The sequence below is a fragment of the Streptomyces sp. CBMA152 genome (assembly GCF_014596475.1).
Classification (GTDB): Bacteria; Actinomycetota; Actinomycetes; order Streptomycetales; family Streptomycetaceae; genus Streptomyces.
This window is the reverse complement of the sequence record NZ_MECJ01000002.1, coordinates 153,229-168,152: the sequence shown is the minus strand read 5'-3', so window position 1 is coordinate 168,152 and position 14,924 is coordinate 153,229. Positions and strand designations below refer to the sequence as shown.

The following is a 14,924-nucleotide window of genomic DNA, read 5'->3' as shown; positions in this document are numbered from 1 at the left end:
CTGTTGTGGTCCAGCTCGTGTACTGATCGAGTACGAGGGCCGGAGCACCGTCGCACCGAGCCGGAGACCAGGAGAACACCCCATGACGACCGGGTACTTCACGTCCGTGGACGACGTCTCGGCGCGCCTCGCCGAGACCGGCTATCTGGCCTCGCCCGCCGTCGCCACCACCGTCTTCCTCGCCGACCGTCTCGGCAAACCCCTCCTGATCGAAGGCCCGGCGGGCGTCGGCAAGACGGAGCTCGCCAAGGCCGTCGCCCAGGCCGCGGGCGCGGAGCTGATCCGGCTCCAGTGCTACGAAGGCGTCGACGAGTCCCGCGCGCTGTACGAGTGGAACCACGCCAAGCAGTTGCTGCGGATCACCGCGGGCCGCGACGAGTCCTGGGACGAGACGCGTACCGACATCTTCAGCGAGGAGTTCCTGCTCCCGCGCCCGCTGCTCACCGCGATCCGCGGCTCCGACCCCAAGGTCCTGCTGATCGACGAGACCGACAAGGCGGACGTCGAGGTCGAGGGGCTGCTCCTCGAAGTCCTCAGCGACTTCCAGGTCACCGTGCCGGAGCTCGGCACCATCACCGCGACCCGCCGCCCGTTCGTGGTGCTCACCTCCAACGCCAGCCGCGAGCTCTCCGAGGCCCTGCGCCGCCGGTGCCTGTTCCTCCACATCGGCTTCCCCGAGGAGGAGTTGGAGCGCCGGATCGTCCGGATGCGGGTGCCCGGCCTCGACGACGCCCTCACCGCCTCCGTCGTACGCGTGGTCGGCGCACTGCGGGCGATGGACCTGCGCAAGGCCCCGTCGGTCGCGGAGACCGTCGACTGGGCGCGCACCCTGCTCGCCCTCGGCGCCGACACCCTCGACGAGAACGTCGTACGGGACAGCCTCGGCGTGATCCTCAAGCACCAGGACGACGTGCTGAAGGCCGCCGCCAAGCTCGACCTGGACGCCGTGTGACCGCCCTGCCCGACCGGCTCACCGAGCTGGTGCGGAGCCTGCGCACCCACGGCATCCGGATCGGAACGGGCGAGACCGTCGACGCGGCGGCCGTCCTGGAAGTCCTGGGGTTCGACGACCGGGAGCGGATACGGGAAGGTCTCGCCGCCGCCCTGCTCCACCAGGAAGGCCAACGCGCCGTCTTCGACCCGGTCTTCGATCTGTACTTCCCGCTCCGCGTCGGCGCGCCGGACCACTCCGGCGGCGACACCGCCGACCTGCGCGACCGGCTGGCGGCCGCGCTGGCCGCCAACGACCAGGCGATGCTGGGGCAGTTGGCGGGCGAGGCCGTGGACAGCCTCGGCGGATACGGGTCGTCACCGGGCTCGGACGGCTGGTCGGCCCATCAGACCCTCTCGCGGCTGCGGCCCCAGACCCTGCTCGCGCGGGTACGGGCGACGCTCGGACAGGGCGCGGAGGGGGCCGCGTTCACCGACCGGCTCACCGACGACGAGATCCGGCGCCGGATCGAGGCGTTCCGGCAGCGCGTCGGCACCGAGGCGCGCCGCCGGGTCGCCGAACGGCGCGGCGCCGAGGAGATCGCCCGCCGGGCGCTGCCGCCCACCGCCGACCGCGTCGACTTCCTCCTCGCCGGCCGGGCCCAACTCGACGAACTGCGCAGGTCGGTGCACCCCCTGGCCCGCAAGCTCGCCACCCGTCTCGCGGCGCGCCGACGGCGTGCGGCACGCGGACAGATCGATCTGCGCCGCACTTTGCGCGGCTCGCTGTCGACCGGCGGAGTACCCATGCGCCCGGTCCTGCGCCGCAGGCGACCGGCCCGCCCGGAACTCGTCCTGCTCTGCGACGTCTCCGGCTCGGTGGCGGGCTTCGCCAACTTCACGATGCTCCTCGTCCAAGCGCTCCACGACCAGTTCTCCAAGGTGCGCGTGTTCGCCTTCGTCAACCGCATCGACGAGGTCACGAGCCTTGTCAGACACGGAAGTACGGACCCGGCAGGACTCGGCGGCCGCATCCTCGCCGAAGCAGCGGTCACGGGCTGGCACGGCAGCAGCGACTACGGCACCGCGCTCGGCGAGTTCGCCGAACGCCACCTCAACGCGGTCGGCCCCCGCACGGCCGTCTTCATCCTCGGCGACGCCCGCACCAACATGACCGACCCGAACGTCCCCGCCCTACGCCGCATCACGGCACGGGCCCGCCGCGTGTACTGGCTCAACCCCGAGCAACCGTCGCTCTGGTCGACGGGTGACTCGGCGGCGCTGGCGTACGCGGAAGTGGCAGAGATGCACGCGTGCCGCAACGCGCAGCAACTGAGCGCATTGATAGCCCGCCTACTACCAGTCTGACGCCCCGGCGCGCTTGCCCAGTGGGGTCACTTAAGGGGCGCGGGGAACTGCGCGACAAGCCCCCACCGGCCCGCAGACAAGCAACATCACCGCTACCGCGCAGGTTCGATGTTCTGGTTCGCATGGAACAGGTTGCGCGGATCATACGTACCCTTGACCGCCGCCAGGCGCTCGTACTGGTCGCGGTAAGTTGCCTTCACCCGGTCCGCACCCTCCCCCGCCCCGATGAAGTTCACATACGCCCCACCCATCGAGTGCGGATGCAACTCCTCCCAGTAGTCCACACACCACTGCCGCACGGTCTCCGCGTTGGCCGGATCGGGGTCGATGCCACCGATGACCCCGGACCAGACCGCGTCCCGGTACCCCCAGGCCGTGTCGCCCGCGCGCACCCGATGGGCCGCACCGTCGACGGGGTACAGGTGCATCGTCGACAACCCGGTGGGAATCCCCTCCGCGTACTTCGCGTGCACATCGATGGACGCGTCTGTGATGCGGTCGAAGAAGTCGCCGCGCCAGTACCACTGCAGACCCTTGGGGATCAGCTCGTCGAACATGCTCTGCACCGTGGGGTACGGCATGGGCGCGGTGAAGTGGAACGTGGGCGGGCCGGGCTCGTTGACGGGTTCCAGGGTCTTCTCGGCCTGGTCCGGGTCGCCCGTCCAGCACCACACGACACCGCACATCTTCTGCCCGTGGATCTCCTCCGGGAACGGCGGCCCCGGCGGGACGACGAGCTCCGCGTAGAACCCGTTCAGGTCGTCCGGCGCCTGCGGCAGGAACTCGCGGTACCACTTCAGCACGTCGGCAAGGCGGTCGAGCGTCCACACGGTCACCCCGAGCACCACGGTGTGCACGGGGTGCAGCCGGAAGGTGAAGGCGGTGACGACACCGAAGTTCCCGCCGCCGCCGCGCAGTGCCCAGAACAGATCCGGGTGGTTGCGCTCGTCCACGGTGACGAAACTGCCGTCGGCGAGCACCACGTCGGCCGCCAGCAGGTTGTCCACCGTCAGACCGTACTTGCGGGTCAGATGGCCGTGTCCGCCACCGAGGGTGAGCCCGCCGACGCCTGTCGTCGACATGATGCCGGCGGGGGTGGCGAGCCCGAACGCGTGGGCCGCGTGGTCGAGATCGCCGAGCACACTGCCGCCGCCCACCTGCGCGATCTCCGCCGCGGGATCGACGCGCACCCACCGCATCGGCGACAGGTCGACGGTGACGCCCTCGTCCACCAGGCAGAGGCCCGCACCGCTGTGTCCGCCACCCCGCACTGCCAGTTCGAGGCCGTGGTCGCGGATGAAGTCGACCGCGTCGATGACGTCCCCGGCGTCCCGGCACCGTACGATCGCGGCCGGTCGGCGGTCGATCATCGCGTTGTAGATCGTGCGGGCCTCGTTGTACTCCGCGTCCTGCGGGCCGATGACCGGACCGCGCAGCACGGTCCGCATCGCCTCCAGCGTCGTGCCGTCCATGGCGATCTCCTTCAGCGGCACGGTACGGTCCCGTACGCCGCCCGGCCCTTCCCCTGCTGGGCCGCCGGTGGGTACGCGCGCCGGTGCCCCGGCGTCCTCGTCGGCCACGGCCGTGAGCGGGCGCCACAGGGCTGACATCTCCAGCGTCCGCCCGCACGCCCGGACTCGCAATTCCCGGCCGAGGGGAGACCATGGGGACATGAACGGCCGCATCGGTGACATCAGTCCACCGGGGCGTCTCGCCGACCCCGCCGAGGGCATCAGCCCCGAGGAACTCGCGCTCGCCACCCGCAACCACGGGCTGCCACTGGAAGCCCTGCGGTACGACCTCACCCCGCCCGGCCTGCACTACGTGCTGGTCCACTACGACATCCCGGACGGCGCCGCGGACGGCTGGGAACTCACCGTGCGCGGCCGGGTGCGCACCGCGCTGACCCTGAACCTGGCCGCCCTGCGGTCCTTCCCACCTGTCACCCACCGGGTCACCATGGAGTGCGCGGGCAACGGCCGGGCCCGGCTCACCCCCCGGCCGGTGAGCCAGCCGTGGCTGGTCGAGGCGGTGGGGACGGCCGAGTGGACGGGCGTGCCGCTGCGCACGCTGCTCAACGAGGCCGGGGTCGGGCCGGACGCCGTCGAGGCCGTCTTCACCGGCGCCGACCACGGCGTCGAGCGCGGTGTGGAGCAGGACTACCGGCGCAGCCTGCCTCTAGCAGACGCCCTGGCGAGCAACCCCGAGGCGCTGGTGGCGTACGCGATGAACGGCGCTCCCCTGCCGCCCCAACACGGCTACCCGCTGCGGCTGGTGGTGCCCGGGTGGTACGGCATGGCGCAGGTGAAGTGGCTGTGCGACATCGAGCTCACGGACACCCCGTACACCGGATTCCAGCAGCAAGTGGCCTATCGCTTGCGGCAGTCGGCCGACGAGCCGGGTGAGCCGGTCACCCGGATCGCCCCGCGCGCGCTCATGATCCCGCCGGGTTTCCCCGACTTCATGACCCGCGCCCGTGTCGTACGTCCGGGCCCGATGCGTTTGGAGGGCCGCGCATGGTCGGGCCGTGCTCCCGTCACCACAGTGGAGGTGAGCACGGACGACGGGCGCGGGTGGTACGAGGCCGAACTCACCCCGCCCGACGGGCACGACTGGGCCTGGCGGCGGTGGCACGCGCCCTGGACGGCCACCCCCGGCGACCATGTCCTGAGCGCCCGCGCCACCGACGCCGCGGGCAACACCCAGCCGCTCACCCAGCCCTGGAACCGGGGTGGTTTCGCCAACAACCTCGTCCAGCGGATCGCGGTGTACTGCCCGAGTGAGGGGTGAGCGGGCTCAGGACGGCTTCGTGTGCGACAGCGCGGTGACCGTGACGGTGTTGTCGCACTCGGCGAACACCCCGTCGTCCATGGCGGTCTGATGCGCGCCCGCACCGGGCACACCGATCACCATCGTGGGGTACGAGTACGGCGTCGACCCGGACTTGCAGTAGCCGTCACCCTCGCCCTGGACCTGCACGAACGTGAGCTTCGTCCAAGCCTGGGCACCGGGGGCGAGCACGACCGTGGACGCCGTGCCGGAGTGGTGCACGGTCAGGGGAACGTTCTTGCCCGGCGCGCCGTTGCCCGCGCCCGCCACCGTCACGAAACCCTTCACCGAGCAGGGGTGGGCGGAGGTGTTCACGACACCGACGACCGCCGCGCCCGTGCCGGTACCCGACGGGCGCTTCGCCGCCTGGTGGGCCGGGGTGACCTTCACGTCCTTGATGGTGCAGTGCGCGGTGGCGTGCTTGGACGCGGTGCCCGTACCCGTGGACGCGGGCGTCTTCGCGGAGGGTGCCGTGGGGTCCGGCGTGCTCTTGGCGCTCGGCGCCGTGGACGCACCGTTGCCGGGACCCGACCCGCCACCGTTGCCGCTCGGGTCGCAGCCGACCACCAGCACACCGGCCACCACGGCCACCGCCGCCACCATCACCGCGTGACGCCCGCTCTTGCTCTGCATGTCTCCCCCATGGGTACGGCCAGTACGCACCGGCACTCGCCGGTCAACACACCGCGGGCCGCCTGCCGGTTCACGGGTACACGCCGCTGTGGCGCGACGGTTACACGAACGGCACAGTGTCACCCCGCACCCCGTCCGCGAGGACCGACGGGGACCCGGCCCTCGCGGACGTACGCGATCGGTGTGTTCTACCGGAACGACACCGCCAGCGCGCCCCACTGGGCCGTGGTCCTGCCGGTGGCCGCGCACACGCGGTCCTGCGGGGCGATGCGGTACGCGGTCGACAGCCGGTAGGAGGACAGTCTGAGCACGGGCAGCGCGGTCCAGTCGCCCACGAACGCCGGCGCGCTGCCGCTGTTGGTGCCCACCGCCGCCACCAGGAGATCCCCGGGAGCGCAGTCGAGCTTGACGTAGTTCGTGCTGAAGGACGCCCCGCCGGCCTCCCCGTGGCTCTGGGCGTGGCCGACCACCTCGCTGATGCCGCGGAACTCGTCCACCGCGACGTGGTACTTGCTGGCGTGCGGATACATCACCCGGATCGTGTCGGCCGTGGTGAGCGGATGGACGCGGAAGCCCACGAACACCATGGTCCGGTGGCGCCGCGCGTCGGTCACGTCGCCCGCGATGCGGAACTCGTCCCCCTTGGTGTCCGTCACCTCGACCCGGCCCGGGCACGTACTGGTCAGCATGACGCTGACGACGAGCGCGTCCCCGGCCCGCACCGGCGTGGTGATCGGCAGATCCACATCGGTGTCGTCGAGGATCTGCGCGTCCGAGGCGGGGCGCGCCACCCAGGCGGGGTGCTGCTTCGGCGGCTCGGGCACGGCGTCGCCCTGCGTCGGCTTCGGCGGCAGCGGTTCGGAGACCTGCCCGCCCAGGCCGGGCGAACAGGTCGCCGCCGCCACCGCGCCCGCCGACGTGTGGTCCGGGCTTTTCGACGCTCCGGTCATCCCGAAGACCACAGCCGCCCCCACGCCCACGCCGACGGCGAGGAGGCCCGCCGGCACGACCAGCCTTTTCCTCGGGCCGAACCGGGCGCGTGGCGCCTCGGGAACCTCGGCCATGTCCGCCGCGGCCGCCTCCACCGTGGCCGCCGCGTGCGCCAGGGGCTCGATCAGGGTCACGACCTGCTCCGCACCGGCCTCCGCACCCGCTTCCGCCGCCGCTCCCCGTGTCGAGGTGAGCCGGATCCGTGTCCAGGTGTCCTTCCATCGCCCCAGCTCGCCCTCCGGCACGCCGAACGCCCGCAGCAGCGCCAACACCCGGTCCCAGGGCGGAAGTGACGGGCGTTCCCCGTTGAGCGCATGGGCGATGGTCGTCCTCGGCAAGCCGCTGCGCCGCTGCAACTCCCGCAGGGACAGGCTCTCCACCGCTTTGATGACCCGGAGCGCCTGGACGAACTCCCCCACCGTGGTGAGCGTCCCCGGATCGGGCACCCCACCGTCGTCCCGTTGCGATCTGTCCCGTTCTACGCCGGACATGATTCCCCCATATCTCCGTGGCCCACGGCCGCATCGACCGGCGGGCGGCCGGAATCGTACGCCGCACACGTGTACGGACGATATGGATCCCTCGGCCATCAACCCGCCCGCCGACCCCGCTCATGGGATGGCCACAGGCCCCATTCGGATACGTGCGCCACGGCGACCAAGCCGTCCAAAGTCGTCCCAGATCGTCCAAACCCCTTGTCAGCGGCGCCGGTTCGGCTCATGTGACCGACCGCGTTCCGTGATCCGCGCACCGGTCGGCTCTCATCCCGTGAGAGGGCCCCGCCAGGCCGCTTCCCCGCACGGCAGGAGGGTTTCGCTTCGTACGACCGAAGAGTGCGTCTGTCCGGAACGACGCCGTGACCGCCGGTACGGGGTGCCGGTCCGTCACGGTCCGACCTCGCGCTCCCTCAGTGGCCGAAATCCGCCCCGTTGACGCTGCCGTGGTCCCGGCCACCGCAGGCATGATCGATACGTCCGACGACGCGATCCACGACCGACCCATTCCCCGACCGACGCAACCCGCAACCCTCTGGAGGACGACCGTGCCGTTCCAGCCCGACCACCTGACCATCCCCCTCGTGCAGGCCCCCATGGCGGGCGGCGCCTCCACACCCGAACTGGCCGCCGCCGTGAGCGAGGCAGGCGGTCTCGGCTTCCTCGCCGCCGGATACCGCACCGCGCAGGGCATGCGCGAACAGCTGGACAAAACCAGGGAGTTGACGTCCCGCCCCTTCGGGATCAACCTCTTCGTACCGGGTCCGCCCGCCCCGTCCGTTGCCGACGCCGTGACCGCCTATCGGGAAGAACTGCTGCCCGAGGCGGCCGCGTACGGCATCGAGCTGCCCGTCCCCACCGACGAGGCCGATGACGACGAGTGGGACGCGAAGCTCGACGTGCTGGTGCGCGAGCCCGTTCCGGTCGTCTCCTTCACCTTCGGACTGCCCACGCCGTACGCGGTCGAGGCCCTGCATCGGGCCGGTAGCCATCTCATCGGGACGGTCACCACGGTGGCCGAGGCCGTGGCCGCCGAGGCGTGCGGGGTGGACGCGCTCTGCGTACAGGGTCCGCTGGCCGGTGGGCACCGGGGCACGCACGACGTCGCGGCCCGGCCCGAGGACGTGCCGCTGCTCGATCTGCTGGCGGCCGTCCGCGAGCGGGTGCGGCTCCCGCTGATCGCGGCGGGCGGGCTCGGCACCGGCGAGGACATCGCCGCCGTGCTGCGGGCCGGTGCCGTCGCGGCGCAGCTCGGCACGGTGTATCTGCGGGCGGACGAATCCGGCGCCTCGCGTACGCACCAGGACGCGCTCATAGACCCGCGCTTCACCGAAACCGTCGCCACCCGGGCGTTCTCCGGACGGCCCGCACGCGGCCTGCGCAACCAGTTCATCGACGCCCACGACGCGGCCGCCCCCAGCGCGTATCCGCAGGTCCACCATCTGACCCGGGGCCTGCGCGCGGCGGCCGCCAAGAACGGGGACGCGGAGCGGCTGCATCTGTGGGCGGGCGTGCGTCACCGCCTGGCCCGTTCCGCTCCGGCCGCCGAGATCACCCGCGATCTGTGGGAGCAGACGCGCTCGGTGCTGCCGCCCACGTAAACGCCGCCCTCCTTCGTTTGACACGTCCTCGCCACGAAGACCATGATTCCACTAGTCAACTAGTGGAATCATGGAAGGGGGAGGCGTGCGAGGCATGACCACTCCTGGCGCGGCCGCTACCCAGTGGGCCCTGGAGGCCCGTGGGCTGGGGAAGAAATACCATCGGGGCTGGGCGCTGAAGGACTGCTCCTTCCGGATTCCGGCCGGGCGCGTCTGCGGCCTGGTCGGGCCCAACGGCGCCGGCAAGAGCACCCTCCTCAGCCTGGCCACCCGGCTCACCGAGCCGACCACCGGCGAGCTGCGGATCTTCGGCGTCCCGGCCGACTCGCCCGAGGCGCTGCCCCGGTACGCCTACCTCAGCCAGGACAAGCCGCTGTTCAAGCGGTTCACGGTGGCCGAGACCCTGCGGCTCGGCCAGGAGCTCAACCCGGGCTGGGACCAGGCTGCGGCCGAGCGGATCGTGCACGGCGGGCAGATCCCCATGGACGCCCGCATCGGCACCCTCTCGGGTGGTCAGCGCACCCGCGTCGCGTTCGCGCTCGCGTTCGGGAAGCGGCCCGATCTGCTGCTCCTGGACGAGCCGATGGCCGATCTCGACCCGCTCGCCCGCGACGAGATGAGCTCGCTGCTCATGGCCGAGGCCGCCGAACGCGGCACCACGGTCCTGATGTCCTCCCATCTGCTCAGCGAGCTTGAGCACATGTGCGACTACCTGCTGGTCCTCTCCGGTGGCCGCATCCGTATGGCCGGTGAGACGGACGAACTGGTGCCGATGCACACCCTGGTCACCGGCGTCACCGAGGACGGCCGACTCCCTGCCGCCCTGGCCACCCACACCGCGATCGAAGTCCGCACCGCGGGGCGGCAGTTCACGGCCATGGTCCGCCACGAAGGACGGCTGACCGGCGACTGGCAGCTCTCCGAGCCCGGCATGGAAGAAGTGCTGCTCGCCTACCTCCGCAACCCCGAGGCGCCCGCGCTGCTGTCCCCGGCCGCCGCTCCCAGCCACCGAGAGGACCACGCCGCATGAGCACGCTCACCCGCCCCGCCGTCGACACGACGGATGCCCCCGCCAAGCCCCGCAGGCTGCGCGGACTGGCCTGGCTCATGGCCCGCCAGCACCGGGTGCCACTGCTCTTCTGGCTCGCCGTGACCGTGCTCGGCTCGCTCTGGATCGCGTACCAGCGCGGCACGATGCTCGACAACATGCACGCGGCCGGGTGGCCGGGCACGTCCGCCGACGCCATCGACCCCGCCCTGCGCGAGCGCACCGGGAACACCTTCAACGACATCGCCGGGTATGCGGTGGGCCTGCCGCTGCTGCTCGGTATCTTCCTGGCCGCCCCGCTCATCAGCGCCGACCACGAACAGGGCACCGCGCGTCTGGTGACCACCCAGTCGGTGACCCGGATGCGCTGGCTGCGCTGGAAGCTGGGCTTCGCCTTCGGGCTCGCCGCGGTGACGACCGCTGTTCTCGGCGCGATGCTGACCTGGTACTGGCACGCCGCCCGCCCCTTCGTCTCCACCGACTGGTACGACGACTCGGTGCTGACCACCACCGGCCCGATGCTGGTCGCGATGGCGTTCTTCACCATGGCGCTCGGTCTCGCCATCGGCGCCCTGGTACGCCGGGCGGTGACCGCCATGACCCTGACGTTCTTCGGCGCGTCCGCCTTCGTCATCTTCTTCGACTACCTCAAGCCCTACCTCGCCACCCCGCGCCGGATCGCGTTCCCGCTCCACGCCGAGCACCCTCCGGTGCCGAACGGCGCGCACCAGCTCGACCAGTGGGTCGGCACCGCGTCCGGCAAGCTCTACGGGTACGGCACCTGCGTGCACGCGGACGCGGACGCCTGCCGGGCCCAGAAGGGCATCGTCAACTCGGTCTGGGAGTACTTCGGTTACGACCAGATGGCCACCCTGCAGTGGACCGCGGCCGCCGTGCTGTTCATGGCGAGCGCGCTGCTCGTCGCCCTCGTCCTGTGGCGGACCCGCCGCCGGGCGCTCTGAGGACGCGGCACCGTGGTCGTCTTCCGCATCGAACGCCGCAGCGGCCTGCCCGCGTATCTCCAGATCGTGCATCAGGTGGAGCAGGCGCTGCGCATGGGGGCACTGACCGAGGGCGACAAACTGCCCACCGCGGCGCAGGTCGCCGCCAGCACGAAGGTCAACCCCAACACCACCCTAAAGGCCTACCGGGAGCTGGAACGCTCCGGCCTGGTCGAGGTGCGTCAGGGCGCGGGCACGTTCATCACCCGCTCCCTGGCCACCCCGCAGACCGCACCGGAGTCACCTCTGCGGGCCGGGCTCGCGGAGTGGATGCGCCGGGCGAAGGAGGAGGGACTGACCGCGCACGAGGTCACCACGCTCTTCGACGCCCTGCTCGGCGAGACCTATCCGACGGCCCCGCCGACGCACACCCCCACCCCCTGAGCGGCTCCCGGCGTTCGGTGTGACGCGTACAGCGTTACGCCGAGCGCCGGACCCGGGCCGCCTTGCGCGCCTCGGCGAGCTGCTGGGCCTCGGTGGTACGGCGCGAGCCGCCCGAGCGGCCCGGAGAAGTACCCATGCCCCGGAACGGGGCACCGCCGCGCTTGGGGCGCTCGGTGACCGGAGCCCCGCCCCCGATGGGGACGCCCGAAGGCTTCTTGGCGCCGGTGATACGGCTCAGCTCGGCCTCGCCCGAGCGGACCTGGGTGACCTGCGGCCGGATCCCGGCGTCGGACATCAGGCGGCTCATCTCGCGGCGCTGGTTGGGCAGCACCAGGGTGACGACGCTGCCGGACTCACCGGCACGGGCGGTACGGCCGCCGCGGTGCAGATAGTCCTTGTGGTCGGTCGGCGGATCGACGTTGACGACCAGGTCGAGGTTGTCGACGTGGATGCCCCGGGCCGCGACATTGGTGGCCACCAGCGTGGTGACGTGCCCGTCCTTGAACTGGGCCAGGGTGCGCGTGCGCTGCGGCTGGGACTTCCCGCCGTGCAGCGCGGCCGCCCGTACACCGCTGCTCATCAGGTGCTTGGTGAACTGGTCGACGGCGTGCTTGGTGTCCAGGAACATGATCACCCGGCCCTCGCGGGCGGCGATCTCGGTGGCCGTGGCGTACTTGTCGGTGCTGTGCACCTGGAGCACGTGGTGCTCCATCGTGGTGACGGCCGCGGCCGACGGGTCGACGGAGTGGACGACCGGGTCGTGGAGGTACTTGCGGACCAGCAGGTCCACGTTGCGGTCGAGCGTGGCCGAGAACAGCATCCGCTGGCCGTCGGGGCGTACCAGGTCGAGCAGCTCGGTGACCTGCGGCATGAAGCCCATGTCGGCCATCTGGTCGGCCTCGTCCAGGACGGTGATGTTCACCCGGTCGAGCTTGCAGTCCCGGCGCTCGACGAGGTCCTTCAGGCGTCCGGGCGTCGCGACGACGACCTCGGCGCCGGAGCGCAGCGCACCGGCCTGGCGGCCGATCGACATACCGCCGACGACCGTGGCCAGGCGCAGCTTCAGGGAGCGGGCGTACGGAGTGAGCGCGTCGGTGACCTGCTGAGCCAGCTCCCGTGTGGGGACGAGGACCAGGGCCAGCGGCTGCTTCGAATCGGCACGCTTTCCTGCCGTACGGGCCAGGAGCGCCAGACCGAACGCGAGGGTCTTGCCGGAACCGGTGCGTCCCCGGCCGAGCACGTCGCGACCGGCGAGCGAGTTCGGCAGCGTGGCGGCCTGGATCGGGAAGGGGGTGTCCACGCCGAGGTCGGTGAGCGTCTTCACGAGCTCGGCCGGCATGTCCAGCTCGGCGAACGCCTCGACGGCGGGCAGCGCGGGGGTCAGCGTCTCGGGCGCCGTGAACTCACCCTGCGGGGCGGTCGTACGGCGGCCACGGCCACCGGAGGCACCGGAGCGCCCGGAGGCTTGCGGACGGAAGCGCGCGCCCCGGTCGGAACCGGCGGAGCCACCACCCTTGCGGGCGCCGAAGGAACGGTCGTTCGTGCGAGCTGAACGGTTCAAAGGAGAACCTTCCTCGATATGGCACGTATCGAGGAATTCACAACCGGACCAACGGCCGGGGAATCGCAAGAACGAGCCGAAAGAAAAGACGAATACGAGGCCGGAGCCGGGGACGGGGCCCGGGTCGGCGTCAGGTGATCCGTGCAGTGCGTGAGGCGCCGTTCACGGCGCGGCGGGCACGGCCCCGCAGACAGCAACGAGCTGGGGCCCGTACACAAGGTGCGGGCCCCAGCTGCGTCAAATCTGAGCGTCAATCGCGTCAGGCGGGAACGATGTTCTCCGCCTGCGGGCCCTTCTGGCCCTGCGTGACGTCGAAGTTCACCTTCTGGCCCTCCTGGAGCTCACGGAAGCCCTGGGTGGCGATGTTGGAGTAGTGGGCGAACACGTCCGGGCCGCCACCCTCCTGCTCGATGAAGCCGAAGCCCTTTTCCGCGTTGAACCACTTCACGGTGCCAGTAGCCATGTCATATCTCCTTCGGGGCAGTGCCCAGAGGTCCACACTGTGCGGACCTCGGCGTCGCCGTGATGATTGCCCCGTCCGGAAAAGCACCGGAAATACAAAAGTGCCCGACGGAAAGACCGTCAAGGCACTTGAAGTTTTTGGGAACCACAACTGCAACTGGATCAACAGTAGCACGGCAGGGTCGCCCCGTACAGCAAATGCTCAATTTTCACCTGGACCACCCGGAAACTTCGCCGCCCATTGCCCAGATTTTCGAACGGTCGCATCAGATATTTGCTTACGTAAAGAACATTGCACGGGGTGCGCGGCGGGCCTGGGGACCGCTGCACACCGGAGCGTGCCCGGTTCGTGACAGGGTGTGGCCGTGCTCTTCACTTCCGACTTCGCTTCGCCCACGCAGTGGGTCGCGGGCCGCTCCTGGGCGTATCCGGACGGCGGTCCGGTCAACCCCGGCGACGACAAGCTGGACCACCTGGTCACCGACCCCTCCTACAGCCGCACCGGAACGTTCCGAGCGCGGCGCCGCCCCGAGGGGACGTGGAGCACTGGACTGCTGACCACGGAAGGCAGCGACGAGGACTTCATGGTGTGCGCCGGGGACGTACTCGACGCGCGCGTACGGCTCCCGCAGGAGATGGGGGCATGGCCCGCGATCTGGACGTGGCGGGACGGCGGCCAGGAGATCGACGTGTTCGAGTACCACCCCGACAACCCGGATCTGCTGGAACTGTCCAACCACGTCAGAGCCGCGCACCACTACCACCACGACCCGGCCGTCCACCCCGGCGGCCTCGTCGACCTGAAGGTCGAGTTCGGCGCGGGGTCGGTCACCTGGTGGATCAACGGTGTGTCCGTCTTCTCCGACCAGCGCGGAGTGGGACGGCACTGGCGGGCCCACCTCATTGTCAACCTGTCGGTCAGCGCGGGCCGTTACCACCCGCCGCCGCAACCAGACGTATCGGAGATGTCGTTCGAGGTGCCGATGCTGCGGGTGTCTCGCGGACAGTGACAACTCGCCGTGATTTCACGACACTTGGGGGACAGTGCACAGCGCAACGTGTCGGGGGTGCGGGTCATGGGTGGGGGCGGGGCAGGCGGGAGTCGGGGCCGGGGTTGCGGTGGGAACCAGGGCAGGCCCGGGATGTGGAGGAGGTTCGCGCCGGGTCGGCGCGACCACGGGGACGGTGACTCGTCGGATACGTCCGGCGCGGCTCGCCCCACCACGGACCATCACACAACCGCCGACCCCATGCACCATCAGCCGCTTCCGGGCTGGCAGGTCGGCGAAACCACCCACCTCAACGAGCCGACACCGCCTGCGCACCCGACACCGCATCCCACCCTTCCGCATCCAGGGCACTCGACACCGCATCCCGCCGCACCTACCCCCACCCCGACCACGCCTTCGCAGGACCCGGCGGCAGGCCACCACACCGCCCACTGGGCCGACAAGGTGCAGCCCCACGACAACCGGCCGCAGGCGGAACACGGCAAGGATCTCCACCACACAGGCCCTGCCGATGTCATCGAACCGGCACCTCCGGGGACGCCCCGGACACGCCCGATGGGGATGCGGGTCCGACCCCGGATGAGTACGGAACAGACGCCTCCACCGGCACGAG

Annotated in this window: 13 protein-coding genes; 8 read left to right on the top strand and 5 right to left on the bottom strand. The window is 70.9% G+C overall.

The annotated features are described in order from the left end of the window. Positions 1–82 precede the first annotated feature (82 nt). Both BG418_RS01775 and BG418_RS01770 read left to right on the top strand, forming a co-directional pair. Positions 83–952 (top strand): MoxR family ATPase, encoded by an 870-nt coding sequence (locus tag BG418_RS01775; protein WP_188271833.1) that lies wholly within the window; start codon positions 83–85, stop codon positions 950–952. After that, the gene (locus tag BG418_RS01770) at positions 949–2,298 is read left to right on the top strand and encodes a VWA domain-containing protein (RefSeq protein WP_188271832.1); all 1,350 of its coding nucleotides are present in this window, start codon (positions 949–951) and stop codon (positions 2,296–2,298) included. Before BG418_RS01775 ends, BG418_RS01770 begins: the two co-directional genes overlap by 4 nt. Positions 2,299–2,390: 92 nt before the next feature. On the opposite strand, the gene BG418_RS01765 is transcribed toward BG418_RS01770, so the two are convergent. Continuing rightward, positions 2,391–3,770 (bottom strand): FAD-binding oxidoreductase, encoded by a 1,380-nt coding sequence (locus BG418_RS01765; RefSeq protein ID WP_188272292.1) that lies wholly within the window; start codon positions 3,768–3,770, stop codon positions 2,391–2,393. A gap of 199 nt (positions 3,771–3,969) precedes the next feature. Between BG418_RS01765 and BG418_RS01760 the strand changes: the two genes are divergently transcribed. Beyond that, positions 3,970–5,088, top strand: coding sequence for a sulfite oxidase (locus tag BG418_RS01760; RefSeq protein ID WP_188271831.1), 1,119 nt, complete (start codon positions 3,970–3,972; stop codon positions 5,086–5,088). A 6-nt stretch (positions 5,089–5,094) separates the two neighbouring features. Here BG418_RS01760 and BG418_RS01755 read toward each other — a convergent pair whose 3' ends face one another. Further along, the gene (locus BG418_RS01755; RefSeq protein WP_188271830.1) at positions 5,095–5,760 is read right to left on the bottom strand and encodes a DUF4232 domain-containing protein; all 666 of its coding nucleotides are present in this window, start codon (positions 5,758–5,760) and stop codon (positions 5,095–5,097) included. A gap of 188 nt (positions 5,761–5,948) precedes the next feature. Next, positions 5,949–7,241, bottom strand: a complete 1,293-nt coding sequence (locus BG418_RS01750) for a helix-turn-helix transcriptional regulator (protein WP_188271829.1) — start codon at positions 7,239–7,241, stop codon at positions 5,949–5,951. A gap of 551 nt (positions 7,242–7,792) precedes the next feature. Here BG418_RS01750 and BG418_RS01745 point away from each other — a divergent pair. The 4 genes from BG418_RS01745 (at position 7,793) to BG418_RS01730 (ending at position 11,278) form a co-directional block, all read left to right on the top strand. Continuing rightward, a complete protein-coding gene (locus tag BG418_RS01745; protein WP_317453462.1) occupies positions 7,793–8,845 on the top strand; it encodes a nitronate monooxygenase in 1,053 nt (350 codons plus the stop codon). An 85-nt stretch (positions 8,846–8,930) separates the two neighbouring features. After that, positions 8,931–9,875: an ABC transporter ATP-binding protein gene (locus BG418_RS01740; RefSeq protein ID WP_398997234.1), complete on the top strand. Its 945-nt coding sequence runs from the start codon at positions 8,931–8,933 to the stop codon at positions 9,873–9,875. Beyond that, positions 9,872–10,855, top strand: coding sequence for an ABC transporter permease (locus BG418_RS01735; protein ID WP_188271826.1), 984 nt, complete (start codon positions 9,872–9,874; stop codon positions 10,853–10,855). The genes BG418_RS01740 and BG418_RS01735 overlap by 4 nt, the downstream gene beginning before the upstream one ends. A gap of 12 nt (positions 10,856–10,867) precedes the next feature. Next, positions 10,868–11,278 carry a GntR family transcriptional regulator gene (locus tag BG418_RS01730; protein ID WP_188271825.1) on the top strand — a complete coding sequence of 137 codons (411 nt, stop codon included), beginning with the start codon at positions 10,868–10,870 and terminating at the stop codon, positions 11,276–11,278. 34 nt (positions 11,279–11,312) lie between these two features. Here the strand turns inward: BG418_RS01730 and BG418_RS01725 are convergent, their stop codons facing one another. Together BG418_RS01725 and BG418_RS01720 are read right to left on the bottom strand one after the other, a co-directional pair. Then, entirely contained in the window at positions 11,313–12,839 is a 1,527-nt protein-coding gene (locus BG418_RS01725) for a DEAD/DEAH box helicase (protein WP_188271824.1), read from the bottom strand. Positions 12,840–13,098: 259 nt separating this feature from the next. Beyond that, positions 13,099–13,302: a cold-shock protein gene (locus BG418_RS01720; protein WP_018536328.1), complete on the bottom strand. Its 204-nt coding sequence runs from the start codon at positions 13,300–13,302 to the stop codon at positions 13,099–13,101. A gap of 364 nt (positions 13,303–13,666) precedes the next feature. Here BG418_RS01720 and BG418_RS01715 point away from each other — a divergent pair, with 364 nt between their 5' ends. Continuing rightward, positions 13,667–14,311, top strand: a complete 645-nt coding sequence (locus BG418_RS01715; protein ID WP_188271823.1) for a beta-glucanase — start codon at positions 13,667–13,669, stop codon at positions 14,309–14,311. Positions 14,312–14,924: the final 613 nt, after the last annotated feature.